Source organism: Lentzea fradiae (genome assembly GCF_900100955.1).
Lineage (GTDB): Bacteria > Actinomycetota > Actinomycetes > Mycobacteriales > Pseudonocardiaceae > Lentzea > Lentzea fradiae.
On record NZ_FNCC01000004.1, the window covers coordinates 307,896 to 320,157 of the forward strand.

8 protein-coding genes are annotated in these 12,262 nt (G+C 69.9%); 3 read left to right on the forward strand and 5 right to left on the reverse strand.

Translation table 11 applies throughout. The features are described from left to right. The first annotated feature begins 57 nt into the window (after window positions 1–57). Window positions 58–2,835: a hypothetical protein gene (locus BLT23_RS11245; protein ID WP_090048589.1), complete on the forward strand. Its 2,778-nt coding sequence runs from the start codon at window positions 58–60 to the stop codon at window positions 2,833–2,835. A 253-nt stretch (window positions 2,836–3,088) separates the two neighbouring features. Here the strand turns inward: BLT23_RS11245 and BLT23_RS11250 are convergent, their stop codons facing one another. Continuing rightward, window positions 3,089–4,624 (reverse strand): acyl-CoA dehydrogenase family protein, encoded by a 1,536-nt coding sequence (locus BLT23_RS11250; RefSeq protein WP_090048236.1) that lies wholly within the window; start codon window positions 4,622–4,624, stop codon window positions 3,089–3,091. A 170-nt stretch (window positions 4,625–4,794) separates the two neighbouring features. On the opposite strand from BLT23_RS11250, the gene BLT23_RS11255 reads away from it, so the two are divergent. Further along, window positions 4,795–6,045 (forward strand): FAD-binding oxidoreductase, encoded by a 1,251-nt coding sequence (locus tag BLT23_RS11255; protein WP_090048590.1) that lies wholly within the window; start codon window positions 4,795–4,797, stop codon window positions 6,043–6,045. Further along, a complete protein-coding gene (locus BLT23_RS11260; RefSeq protein ID WP_090048238.1) occupies window positions 6,046–7,278 on the forward strand; it encodes an SAM-dependent methyltransferase in 1,233 nt (410 codons plus the stop codon). 247 nt (window positions 7,279–7,525) lie between these two features. On the opposite strand, the gene BLT23_RS11265 is transcribed toward BLT23_RS11260, so the two are convergent. The 4 genes from BLT23_RS11265 to BLT23_RS11280 all read right to left on the reverse strand — a co-directional run bounded on the left by BLT23_RS11265 (window position 7,526) and on the right by BLT23_RS11280 (window position 12,199). Then, complete coding sequence (locus tag BLT23_RS11265; protein ID WP_090048240.1) at window positions 7,526–8,353, reverse strand: S1C family serine protease; 828 nt, start codon at window positions 8,351–8,353, stop codon at window positions 7,526–7,528. 79 nt (window positions 8,354–8,432) lie between these two features. Next, window positions 8,433–10,466: an EAL domain-containing protein gene (locus BLT23_RS11270; protein WP_143035897.1), complete on the reverse strand. Its 2,034-nt coding sequence runs from the start codon at window positions 10,464–10,466 to the stop codon at window positions 8,433–8,435. Window positions 10,467–10,637: 171 nt separating this feature from the next. Next, window positions 10,638–11,105, reverse strand: coding sequence for a GNAT family N-acetyltransferase (locus BLT23_RS11275; RefSeq protein WP_090048244.1), 468 nt, complete (start codon window positions 11,103–11,105; stop codon window positions 10,638–10,640). Continuing rightward, window positions 11,102–12,199 carry an LLM class flavin-dependent oxidoreductase gene (locus BLT23_RS11280; protein ID WP_090048246.1) on the reverse strand — a complete coding sequence of 366 codons (1,098 nt, stop codon included), beginning with the start codon at window positions 12,197–12,199 and terminating at the stop codon, window positions 11,102–11,104. The genes BLT23_RS11275 and BLT23_RS11280 overlap by 4 nt, the downstream gene beginning before the upstream one ends. Between the last annotated feature and the right edge of the window lie 63 nt (window positions 12,200–12,262).

The window sequence follows — 12,262 nt, forward strand, 5'->3', positions numbered from 1 at the left end:
TCCCCTCACCGCACACGGCTAGCGTCGGCTTCCCGCCGCACGACTGTGAGGGTGCAGATGACAGGTAGCCGGACGGAACCGGTCTTCCCGGGCGTGCGCGTCCTCCTCGAGGTCATCCAGGGTCTTTGCCACCGGCCGGGGTTCTTCTACCGGAGCAAGACCGAGGAGGTCGTGGGCGACCAGCCGCTCCCGTTGATCTACCTGGAGAGCGAGGCCAGCCCGACGCCGTTCCTGCGGGCCTTGGAGCACAAGCTCGACGAGGGCCGTCCGGGAATCCCGCACGCCTACGTCGACGTGTCCTCGGTGCGCGCGGAGGTGGCCAAGCGCTGGCCGCCCGAAGCACGGGAGACGCCGCCGCTGTTGCCGTTGCTGGACGTGCTCAGCCACCGGCTGGCGGAGGTCCACGTCGGCAGCGAGCGGCTCACCCGGTTCGACCACTACCGGCTCGTCGACTGGCTCACCAGCAAACGCCTGCCGCGCAAGCCGGGCAGGGACGACCGGGCGAGCGTCGTCGAGCTGCTGCGGCAGTGGACCGGCCGCACCACCGGCAGCGGCGAGGAGCTGAACAGGGCCGTCGACGCGTTCATCCCCAACCTCGTGACGCGGCTGGGGCTCGGGCTCGTCGCGTGGGTCGGCAGCAAGGCGGGGTTCCGCTGGCTCGGCAGGAGGGTGCCGGGGCTCGCGCGCGAGTCGAAGTGGTTCATGCGCGGCCAGAACTTCGCGCTGCCCCACCACTCCATCGAGTTCCTCGGGTTCGCCGAACGGCTCACGCTCGGCCGGCGGGAGTCGGAGAACGAGGAGCAGGTCAAGCTGCTGCTCGTGCACGCGTTCCTGGAGGACCTGCGGATCGCGTACCGGCGGCGCAGGAGGTTCCTGCCGCGCAGGGCCGGGTGGCGGCGCACGGCCTACATCCCCGTGCTGCTCGACGGCGTCACGAAGGACAACGGCGGCTGGGAGCTGCTGGAGCTGATCAACGACGTCCGCAACGAGACCGGCGAGCTGGACCCGTTGCTCGTCATCGCGGCCAGCTCGGTGCAACCGGCGCTGTCGCAACGGCTCGGGACCACGCCGGTGGCGCCGGACGAGACCGCAGAGGCGCTGGCGACCTGGCGGGAGGAGCTGCCGCGCAAACGGCAGATGCTCGCACCGGACGCCCGCTACCTGATGGTCGGGCTGCCGTTCCCCAGCGAGGGCAAGAAGAGGTGGAAGGGCGCGCCGGAGTTCCGCGCGGCGCCGGTGCGGTGGCTCGCGCGGCCGCGGCGCCTGGAGGCGATCGTCGCCGCGGTGGTCGTGGTGTTGCTGCTGCCCGCGTTCGTCACCGTGCAGAACCACATCGAGGCGAGCTGCTCGATCATCGGCTCCGCCACGTCGGCGGGGGTGGCGACCAGGCTGATGGACGTCGACGGCAACACCGAGTGCGTCGGCTACAGCGACAACAGCAGCCAGGTGTTCGGCTCGAACGAACGGCTGCGGTGGACGCAGCAGGCGGTCTTCGCGCAGAACGAGGAGGCGAAGCGCCTGCACGAGGCCGACCCGGGCCGCCCGTACGTCTCGCTGGTCTACTTCTCCAGCCTCACCCACAAGGACACCAACCCCGACGCCGACCACTCCAGGGCCGAGGAGCTGGAGGGCATGCTGCTCAAGCAACGGCAGCAGAACGACAGGTCGCGCTCGGAACCGTTGCTGCGCGTCGTGGTCGCGAACGGCGGCGCGATGATGAAGCGCGCGCCGGAGGTCCTGCGTGACATGCTGACCCCGCTGCTGGACGAGGACCGGAGCATCATCGGCGTGGTCGGGCTCGACCGCAGCGTCCAGGAGACCAAGGACGTCATCACCGAGCTGGGCGCGCTCGGCGTGCCGACCATCGGCACCACGCTCACCGAGGCGTCGCTGCCGACCAGGTCGTCGATGTACTTCCAGCTGATCCCCGGCAACGTCCGGCAGGCCGACCTCGTCCGCCGGTACGCGCAGCACGTCGGCGTCACCAAGGTGACGATCCACCACCCGCCGCTCGGCAAGGGGGACGTCTACCTCGACGACCTGGTCTCCGTGCTGGGCACCGAGCTCGCCGGGACGGGAGTGCGCTTCCAGGCCGTCCCGTGGTCGAGGAGCCCGCAGGAGGTGCCGTCGCAGTGCGTCGAGGACCACTCCCGCGAGATGGTGTTCTTCGCGGGCCGTGAGGAGTACTTCGGCGAGTTCCTGCGCGCCGTCGGCAGGGACTGCTACGACAAGAACCGCCTGCCGCGCATCGTCGCCGACGACGCGATCATGCGGTTCATCGCGCAGAAGGCCAGCCGCGTGCACGACTCGCTGGCGGGCATGCGCGTGTCGTACGTGAGCATGGCCGGTCTCGTCGTGCTCGCCGGAAAGCCTTGCGTGGAGGGAAAACCGGACCCGAAAGCCCGTGGCGGGCTGCCGCTGGACGCGTTCTGCGCCGGGTACAGCAGGCTGAACCAGGAGATCCAGGCGTCCTCGCTGCCTGCGGAGGACAAGCCGGCCAAACCGTGGCCCGGCGAGCACATCGGCGTCGCCTACGACGCGGCGGGACTGTTCCTCGACGCGGTCCGCAACGCGCAGGCGCGGCTCACCGGACTGCCGGTGCACACCCCGCACCGCGGTGCCATCGGCGGCGAGCTGCGCGAGCTGGAGTTCTTCGGTGCCACCGGACGCACCGACTTCAGCGCGTCGCGGATCGGCGAGCAGCGCAACTTCACGATCCTGGAGCTGACGGACATCCACGACTTCGGCCAGCAGCCGGCGTGCGTCTTCCTGACCGGCGACCTGTACGGCCCGGACTCGCCCCGCGGACCGAACGGCTGCCCGACCGGCCAGTGACGCGGCCGGAACTCCGGGACGGCTACGCGCCGCCGAAGGTCCTGCCCGCCTTCGCCCGTCACACCCGTGTGTCATCCGTCCAGCGGTCCCCGCCTCCTCCGCGTGACGTGGCTTTAGTACGCGGGGGCCCCGCGTACGCCCTGACAGGACGAAAGGGCCCCGCGTGCGGGAGGGGAAACGCGAAGGAGAGTCGCGAGTGGGAGGGGGCGTTACGGACAGTAATTGTGGGGGCGTGTGTGGAGCTACGGTGTGGCTAGACCTTTGGGATGGCGCGGTCGATGATCGCGGCGAAGTCCGTGGTCCTGGGCAGGGTGCCGAACGCGACGCCCCAGTCGCCGCCGAGCCGGGAGGAGAGGAAGGCGTCCGCGACGGCGGGGTGCCCGTGCTTCACGAGCAGGGCGCCCTGCAGGACCAGCGCCATCCGCTCGACGACCCGGCGCGCCTGCGTCTCGTCCACATCGGACAGTGACGCGGTGAGCGCGTTCACGGCTCGGTCGACGCGCGGGTCGGCCCCGGAGACGGTCTCCAGGAACTCCTGCACGGACGCGGGTTCCTTCTTCATCGCGCGCAGGACGTCGAGCGCGGCGACGTTGCCGGAGCCCTCCCAGATCGACATCAGCGGCGACTCGCGGAACAGCCGCGGCATGCCGCTGTCCTCGATGTACCCGTTGCCGCCCAGGCACTCCATCGCCTCGGCGGCGTGCACCGGCCCGCGCTTGCAGACCCAGTACTTGGTGACGGCGAGCGCGAGCCGCTGCTTGTGCTGTGCCAGCCACATCGCGGTGGTCGTGGCCGCCTCGGACTCGACGGCGAGGTCCGCCAGGACGTTGCGCATCGCGGGCTGGTCGACGAGGTAGCTGCCGAACGCCTTGCGGTGCGCGGCGTGGTGGGCGGCCTGCCGCAGCCCGGCGCGCATGCCCGCCGCCGTGCCGAGCACGCAGTCGAGGCGGGTCGCGTTGACCATCTCGATGATCGTCCGCACGCCGCGGCCCTCGTCGCCGACCCTGAGGGCGAACGCCTCGTCGTACTCGATCTCGGCGGAGGCGTTGGACTTGTTGCCCAGCTTGTCCTTGAGCCGCTGCAGGAAGAACCGGTTGCGCGTGCCGTCCGGCAGCACCCGCGGCACGAGGAAGCACGTCAGTCCGCCGGGGGCCTGCGCGAGCGTCAGGAAGACGTCGGACATCGGGGCGGAGGTGAACCACTTGTGCCCGGTCAGCACGTACCCGTCGGAGACGGGCTTCGCCACCGTCGTGTTCGTCCGGACGTCCGACCCGCCCTGCTTCTCCGTCATCGACATGCCGGCGATGAGGCCCTGCTTGGTGAGCGGCGCCCGGAGCCCGAAGTCGTAGGTGCGCGAGGTGAGCAGCGGTTCGTACACGGCGGCGAGCTCGGGCGAGACGCGCAATGCGGGCACAGCCGCGTAAGTCATCGAAATCGGACATCCGTGACCGGCCTCGGCCTGCGACCACACGTAGAACTTGGCCGCACGGGCGAGGTGCGCACCGTCGACATGGGCGTGCAATCCGTGCGTAACGGCCACATTCATCAGATCGTGCCAAGCCGGGTGGAACTCGACCTCGTCGATCCGGTTCCCGTACCGGTCGTGCGTGTGCAGAACGGGCGGGTAGGAGTTCGCGAGCCGGCCGCGCTCCTGCCACTCCTCGCTGCCCGCGAGCCTGCCGATCTCGTGCAGCTCGGCGTCGTCGACCCAGCTCAGCAGGGCCGGGTCGGCCGCGACGTCGTGACCGGTCAGCGGCGGAACCTGGTTGGTCACCTCGTGCGTTGCCATGTCCCGCACGGTACTACTCATCGGTAACTCCTGGCAGGGTGCGCCGGAAGATCGCTGGTCCATTCCGGGTTTTGGGCGTGCCATCGGCGCTGACGAGGAATAACGTCGTCGGCGTGAGTGACCATGGGCACAGCTCGGCCGTGGCTGCGTTGACCGCGCAGTACGCCGCGATGCGCGAAGGTGCGCCGGTGCGGCTCGCGAAGAAGACGTCCAACCTCTTCCGGTTCCGGGCCGACCAGGCCGGTGGGCTGGACGTCGGCAGGTTCGACCAGGTCCTGTCCGTGGACCCGGCCGGACGTACCGCACAGGTGCAGGGCATGACCACCTACGAGAACTTCGTCGCCGCGACACTTCCGCACGGCCTCATGCCGTTGGTCGTGCCGCAGCTCAAGACCATCACCATCGGCGGCGCCGTGGCGGGGCTCGGCATCGAGTCCACGTCCTTCCGCAACGGCCTGCCGCACGAGTCCGTGCGCGAACTGGAGATCCTCACCGGCGACGGCGAGGTCGTCGTCGCCAAGCCGGACGACGACCTGTTCCGCGCCTTCCCCAACTCCTACGGCACCCTGGGCTACGCGCTGCGGCTGGAGATCGAACTGGAGCCGGTGCGCCAGTACGTGCGGCTGCGGCACGTGCCGTTCGGGTCGTTCGCCGAGTGCGCCGCCGTCATCGAGGAGGTCTGCGCGGACGGCTCCGCCGACTTCGTCGACGGCACGGTGTTCTCCCGCGGCGAGATGTACCTGACGCTGGGCCACTACGCCGACATCGCGCCCTACACGTCCGACTACACCGGCAACCAGATCTACTACCGGTCCATCCAGAAGCGGCGGACCGACCACCTGACGATCCACGACTACCTGTGGCGCTGGGACACCGACTGGTTCTGGTGCTCCCGCGCGTTCGGGGCCCAGCACCCGGTCGTGCGCCGGCTGTGGCCCAAGCGCTACCTGAGGTCGGACGTGTACCGCAAGCTCGTGGCCAAGCACCGGCAGCTGCGGCCGCGGGTGGACGTCGAGCCGGTGATCCAGGACGTGGAGATCCCCGTCGCGGGCCTGGCCGACTTCCTCGACTTCTTCGACCGCGAGATCGGCATCTCGCCGGTGTGGCTGTGCCCGGTCCGCCTGCGCGACACGACGGGCTGGCCGCTGTACCCGATGGACCCGGACACGCTGTACGTCAACGTCGGGTTCTGGTCGGAGGTCCCGGTGCGTCCGGGGGAGAAGATGGGTGACCGCAACCGGCTGATCGAGCGCGAGGTGGCGCGGCTGGGCGGTCACAAGTCGCTGTACTCGGACTCGTACTACACCGAGGACGAGTTCTGGCGGCACTACAACGGTTCGCACTACCGGTCCGTGAAGAGCCGGTACGACCAGACGAACCGCCTGCCTGATCTGTACGCCAAGTGTGTCAGGGGACGATGAATGCGGTTGGCCACCATTTTCCAGCGCATCACGGGCGGCAACGACGTTCGCTTCAAGGCTTACGACGGCAGCTCGGCCGGGCCTGACTCGGCTCCGGTCGCCATCGACATCAAAACCCCGGAAGCCCTGTCCTACCTGGCTTCCGCTCCCGGAGAGCTCGGCCTGGCACGCGCCTACGTGACAGGCCACCTGGAGATCCTCGGCGACGTGCACGCCGGTCTCGCCCAGCTCTCCGAGTTCTCCCTGCGCGAGATCCCGTGGGCGCAGCGCGCGGAGCTGCTGCGCTTCCTCGGCAAGATCCGGCTGACCCACAAGGTCGCCCCGCCCCCGCAGGAGACCCGCCTGCGCGGCTTGCGTCACTCCAAGGCCCGCGACCAGCAGGCCATTGCCCACCACTACGACGTCTCGAACCGGTTCTACGAGTGGATCCTCGGCCCGTCGATGGCCTACACCTGCGCGGTGTACCCGTCGCTCGAGTCCACTCTGGAGGAAGCCCAGTTCGAGAAGCACGACCTGGTGGCCCGCAAGCTCGGCCTGAAGCCGGGGATGAAGCTGCTCGACGTCGGCTGCGGCTGGGGCGGCATGGTCATGCACGCCGCCCGCGAGTACGGCGTGCGCGCGATCGGCGTGACCCTCTCGCGCAACCAGGCGGAGTGGGCGCAGAAGGCGATCGTCGAGGCGGGCCTGTCCGACCTCGCCGAGGTGCGCCACCTCGACTACCGCGACGTCCGCGAGACGGGCTTCGACGCCGTGTCGTCGATCGGCCTGACCGAGCACATCGGCAAGGCCAAGCTGCCCGCGTACTTCGACTCCCTGTACCGCAAGCTCAAGCCGGGCGGCCGGCTGCTCAACCACTGCATCACCAGGCCGGACAACAAGCAGCGCGCGCTCTCCGGCCCGTTCATCGACCGGTACGTGTTCCCGGACGGCGAGCTGGTCGGGCCGGGCCACCTCGTCTCCCGGATGCACGACGCCGGATTCGAGGTGCGGCACGAGGAGAACATCCGCGAGCACTACGCCCTCACTCTCGCCGCCTGGGGCCGCAACCTGGAGGACCACTGGGAAGAGGCGATGCGGGAGGTCGGGGAGGCACGGGCACGGGTGTGGCGGCTGTACCTGGCGGCGTCCCGGCTCGGGTTCGAGCGCAACAACATCCAGCTGCACCAGGTGCTCGGGGTGAAGCTGGACGGGACGGAGTCGCACATGCCGTTGCGGCCGGACTGGCTCAGTTGATCTTCGGCAGATCGAAAGAGTGATCTTCGGCAGATTTAAAGTCCGCGGCTCGGCAGATTGAAAGTCGATCAGCTGTTTCGGCTGGTCGGAGTACCTGCCGAGGCGGTGGCGGAGGACGGCGAAAGCACTCCGGCCGGAAGGACGGTGCACCGGCGCGGCGGTGTGGCCCGCCACCTCGACGAGGGGGTGGGCCGCACCACCGCCGCGACGGCATGGCGTGCCTGCCGATCTCCGCCCTGTGGACCTGCTAGCCGAGCTGGTCCACGATCTGCCTGGCGGTGTTCGACGGGATCGCGAACCCGATCCCCACGCTGCCCGCCTCGCCGCTGCTCGACGCGGGCGAGTAGATCGCCGAGTTGATCCCGACCAGCTCGCCCGCCGCGTTCACGAGCGCGCCGCCGGAGTTGCCGGGGTTGATCGACGCGTCGGTCTGGATCGCCTGGTACGACACGGGTTGTGCGCGGCGCGTCTGGCCGGGCACGGTCACCTTGCGGTCGAGTGCCGAGACGATGCCGGTGGTGACGGTGCCCTGCAGGCCCGACGGCGAGCCGATCGCCATCACCGCGTCGCCGACCTTCACCGCGTCCGAGTCCGCCCACTTGATCGGCGTGAGGCCCGTGACGGACGCCTGCAGCACCGCCAGGTCGGAGGCGGGGTCGGTCGACACCACGGTGGCGGGAACCTCCCTGCCGTCGTTGAGCTTCACGGTGACGGCGCCGCCGGACGAGGCCACGACGTGGTTGTTCGTGAGGATCTTGCCGTCGGCGGAGAGGACCACGCCGGAGCCGAGTCCGTCACCGACGTTCACCTGCACCACGGAGGGCAGCACGCTCGCGGCCACGGTGCTCCAGTCCTGTGTGGACGTGTTGGAGACGGTCCGTGCGGCGACGGTGGTGTTCGCGGGGGTGTCGGAGGTGGCCACGACCGCTCCGGTGACGCCGCCGAACAGGCCGGCCACCAGTGCCGCGACGGTGAGGGCGGGTGCCGTGCGGCGCCAGAACTTCGGCGTCCGGGCGACGGCGGGCTGCGGTTCCACCAGTGACCCGCTCATCGCGGGGAAGCTCTGCTCGGTCATGGCTCCACGATGAACCCCCATCATGTGAGCCAGCTGTGCCGGAACCCTCGAAAACCCTGATAAGAAATCGCTGAGAAGGTCAGGGGAGGAGGAGCGCGGCGACGGCGGACGCCTCCAGGGACAGCCCGATGTGCGGGCCCTGACCGCCCTGCACGCCCAGCGAGGCGAGGCGGGCGGCCTCGGCGGAGGTCTTGACGTCCTCCGCGTGCAGCGGCAGGCCGAGCAGCGACGCCCTGGCGATCATCGTCACGGACGCGCCCTCGTCGATCTCGTCGGCGCCCTCGTCGAGGCCGTGCACGACGGGGCCGGTGAACTTGACGCCGGTCAGCGGCAGCAGGCGGAGCTGCTCGACGCCGGGGTTGCCGCCGGTGACGTGGTCGAGCACCAGTCCGGCGCCGCGTTCGGCGAGGATGGTCAGCTCCTCCAGCTGCGCCTCGGTGAGCTGCGCCGGCAGGTGTTCGTGCAGCTCGAAGCGCAGCGACGACACGGGCAGGCCGGTGCGGTCCAGCACGCGGAAGACCGCGGCGACGAGCTCCGGTTCCTGGCACAGCCGGCGGGGCAGGTCGATCGACAGCACCGGTGTGCGGTCGCCGAGGACCCGGCGCCACTCGTTCACCTGCGCGCACGCTTCCTCGAACGCCCACCACCAGAGCCGCACGATCATGCCGTTGCCCACGGCCTCGTCGATGAAGTCGTCGGGGCACAGCATCCCGTGCTCCGGGTGGTCCCAGACGACCTTGACCTCCAGCGCGAGCACCGTGCCGTCGGTCAGCGACCGCACCGGCAGGTAGTCGACCCGGATGCGGCCCTCCTCCAGGGCTCCGGGGACGGACGCGGCCAGCTCGTACCTCAGCTTGTCGCGCTCGTCGCGCTCCTGGTCGTACAACGCCCACTGCGCCTTGCCGTCGCGCTTGGCCCAGCCGACCGTGACGTCCGCCGCCCGCAACAGGTCCGCCGCGTCACCGCGGCGCGCCGGTCTCGCCACGATGCCGATGCTCGTCGTGACGCCGATGCCGTGGCCCTCGACCCAGAGCGGTTCCTCGAGGCTCGCGGTGAACTCGTCGACGAGCGCGATCACGGCCGGCACGTCCTGCGGGTCGTTGATCAGCACGCCGAACTCGTCCTCGCCGATGCGCGCGACCTTGGCCACGTCGTCGTGGAACACCGTGCGCAACTGCGTGGCCACGTGCAGCAGCACGCGGTTGCCCGCCTGGTGCCCGAAGGCGTCGTTGACGCCGCGGAAGCCGTCGACGTCGACCTGCAGCAGCGCGACCGTCCCCGGTCCCTTCGAGCCGACGGCACCTTCCAGCCAGCCGAGAAACTGCGCGCGGTTCGGCAGGGCGGTCTGCATGTCGTTGAGGCTCTGGCGCACCAGCTCCGTCTGCAACGCGCGCATCTCGTTCATGTTCTCGATCATGGCGACGAAGTAGGGCGAGGAGCCCTCCTCCTCGCGCACCAGCGAGATCGCCATGTGGGTCTGGATGGTCTCGCCGTCGCTGCGGACCATCCGCTTCTCGACCCTGATGCTGTCGTGGTCCGACGCGATGAGCTGTCTCGCGAGCTCCGCCAGCCCGGCTCTGTCGTCGGGGTGCACGAGCTCGCCGCCGTTGATCCGCGCGAGGTCGGGCGCCTGGTAGCCGAGCATCGCCAGCATCGACTCGTTGACGTCGATGATCTCGCCGGTGAGGCTCGTGATGATGATGCCGAACGCCGCGCTGCGGAAGACCGCGCGGAACTTGGCCTCGCTGGCCCTGACCGCGCTCTCGGCGCGGCGCATCGCGTTGATCGAGGCCGCGCGGGTGACCTCCTGCTGGTCGAGCGCGCGGTCGCGCAGCGCCTCCGCGTACCCGGCGGCGAGCGCGGCGAGCTGCGCGGGCCTCACCGGGGTGTGCTCACCGAGGTGGGAGATCGACTGCTCCAGCGTCGCCGGCGAGATGAAGTCGTTCTCGACCATGGAACGGCCGACCTGCCTGGCCGCCTCCGCGTCGCCACCGAGCAGCTGCTCGAGGTAGCCGGCGAGCAGCCGCTCGAGCTTGTCGCGCGTGAGGTTCGCGAGGAGCGTGCTGAAGATCGCCGTCGCCCAGTGCACGGCGCGATCGGGGCTGTCGACCATGTTCATTCAGCTCGGTGGCCATTCGTGGGGACCGGGGATCCGCTGCCAGGTCGTCGCACGGCGGCGTGCCGCGACCAACCGGAAAGCTTACTGATCAGTCACGACGTGTCCAACGGAACGCCGATTCCCGGGCGAGATTCGGCGTTCCGGGCACGAATTCACTCGTTTGAACTAACGAATTACCTTGCTGAACGCGAGCGGTCCCGTTGTCGTAGGTGCTGTCGTCACGTCGAACAGGGGCGTGTAGCCGGTCGCCAGGTAGAGCGCTTTCGCCTCGGGCTGGCGGGGTCCCGTCGTGAGATAGACGCGGTTGTACCCAAACGCTTTGGCCTCGTTCTCCAGCTCGATGAGAACACGGCGGCCGAGTCCGCGGCGGCGGTGCCGTGAATGCGTCCAGATTCGTTTCAGCTCCGCCGTTTCCGAGTCGTATCGCATGAATGCGCCGCCCGCCACCGCCTCACCGTGTTCCACCAGCAGCAGGAACTGGCCGTGCGGTGGTTCGAACACGTCCGCCGGCCGCCGCATCTCCTCCAGCCCACCCGCTCCGTACCGGGACGTGTACTCGTAGGTCAGCTCGGCCACCAACGGTGCCGCGTCCGGGTCGGACTGCCGGACGCGGCGCACCTCCAGGGTCGTCATGCGGCCTTTGCCCGGTCCCGCTTGGCGACTTCCTCGCGCACGATCGGGATGACGTACCGGCCGAAGTCGATCGCGTCGCCGAGCAGGTCGTAGCCGCGCGCCGACAGGATGTCCACGCCGAGGTCGTAGTAGTCGAGCAGCGCCTGCGCGACCGTCTCCGGCGTGCCGACCAGCGCGTTGGAGTTGCCGGCGCCGCCGGTCGCCCTGGCCGTCGGCGTCCACAGCGCGCGGTCGAACCGCTCGCCGCGCTCCGCGACCGCCAGCAGCCGCTGCGAGCCGGTGTTCTCCGGGTTCGTCAGCGGGTGCCGGCGGCTCAGCGGGCCGCCCGCCTTGCGCGCCTCGATCCGCTCGACCGTCCGGTGCGCCTTCTCCCAGGCCAGCTCCTCGGTCGGCGCGATGATCGGCCGGAACGCCACCTGGATGCGCGGCACGTCGGTCCTGCCCGCCTCCTTCGCCGCCTGCCTGACCGACTCGATCTGCTGCGCGGTCTCGGCCAGCGGCTCGCCCCACAGGCAGTAGATGTCCGTCTCGGCGCCGCCCGCGGCGTAGGCGGCGGGCGAGGAGCCGCCGAACGACACGTTCGGGCGTGGCTGCTGGACGGGGAACACGTCGCTGACGAAGTCGGCGAAGTGGTAGTGCTCGCCGTCGTGGTCGAACGGCTCGCGGCTGAGCCACGCCTTCTTGACGATCCGGATGTACTCGCGGGTGCGGCCGTAGCGCTGGTCCTTGGAGAGGTAGTCGCCCTCGCGCTGCTGTTCGTGGTCGGTGCCGCCGGTGATGAAGTGCACGGTGAGCCGGCCGTCGCTGATCCGGTCGAGCGTCGCGAACGTCTTGGCGGCGAACGTCGGGTAGGACACGTTCGGCCGGTGGGCCAGCAGGATCTGCAGCTTGTCGAGCTTGCTCGCGAGGTAGGCGGCGGCCGACGCGGGTTCCGGCGAGCCGGAGCCGTAGGCGAAGAGCACGCGGTCCCACCCGTGGTCCTCGTGGGCCCTGGCGAGCCTGATCGTGTACTCCTTGTCGAACGCGCCGCCCGAGCGCGGGGTCGTCTCCGACCCGTCGTTCGTGGCGGCGATCCCGAGAAACTCCACTGGCATGACCGATTCCCCAGTACTGGTGGCGGGAGTGGGTGCGTTGAGGGGACGCCCTTCGAGTGCACA

Excerpts from the sequence above, each read along its gene's own strand:
- BLT23_RS11245 (WP_090048589.1), top strand. The coding sequence starts at position 58 with ATGACAGGTAGCCGGACGGAACCGGTCTTCCCGGGCGTGCGCGTCCTC.
- BLT23_RS11250 (WP_090048236.1), bottom strand. The coding sequence starts at position 4,624 with ATGGCAACGCACGAGGTGACCAACCAGGTTCCGCCGCTGACCGGTCAC.
- BLT23_RS11255 (WP_090048590.1), top strand. The coding sequence starts at position 4,795 with ATGCGCGAAGGTGCGCCGGTGCGGCTCGCGAAGAAGACGTCCAACCTC.
- BLT23_RS11260 (WP_090048238.1), top strand. The coding sequence starts at position 6,046 with ATGCGGTTGGCCACCATTTTCCAGCGCATCACGGGCGGCAACGACGTT.
- BLT23_RS11265 (WP_090048240.1), bottom strand. The coding sequence starts at position 8,353 with ATGACCGAGCAGAGCTTCCCCGCGATGAGCGGGTCACTGGTGGAACCG.
- BLT23_RS11270 (WP_143035897.1), bottom strand. The coding sequence starts at position 10,466 with ATGGTCGACAGCCCCGATCGCGCCGTGCACTGGGCGACGGCGATCTTC.
- BLT23_RS11275 (WP_090048244.1), bottom strand. The coding sequence starts at position 11,105 with ATGACGACCCTGGAGGTGCGCCGCGTCCGGCAGTCCGACCCGGACGCG.
- BLT23_RS11280 (WP_090048246.1), bottom strand. The coding sequence starts at position 12,199 with ATGCCAGTGGAGTTTCTCGGGATCGCCGCCACGAACGACGGGTCGGAG.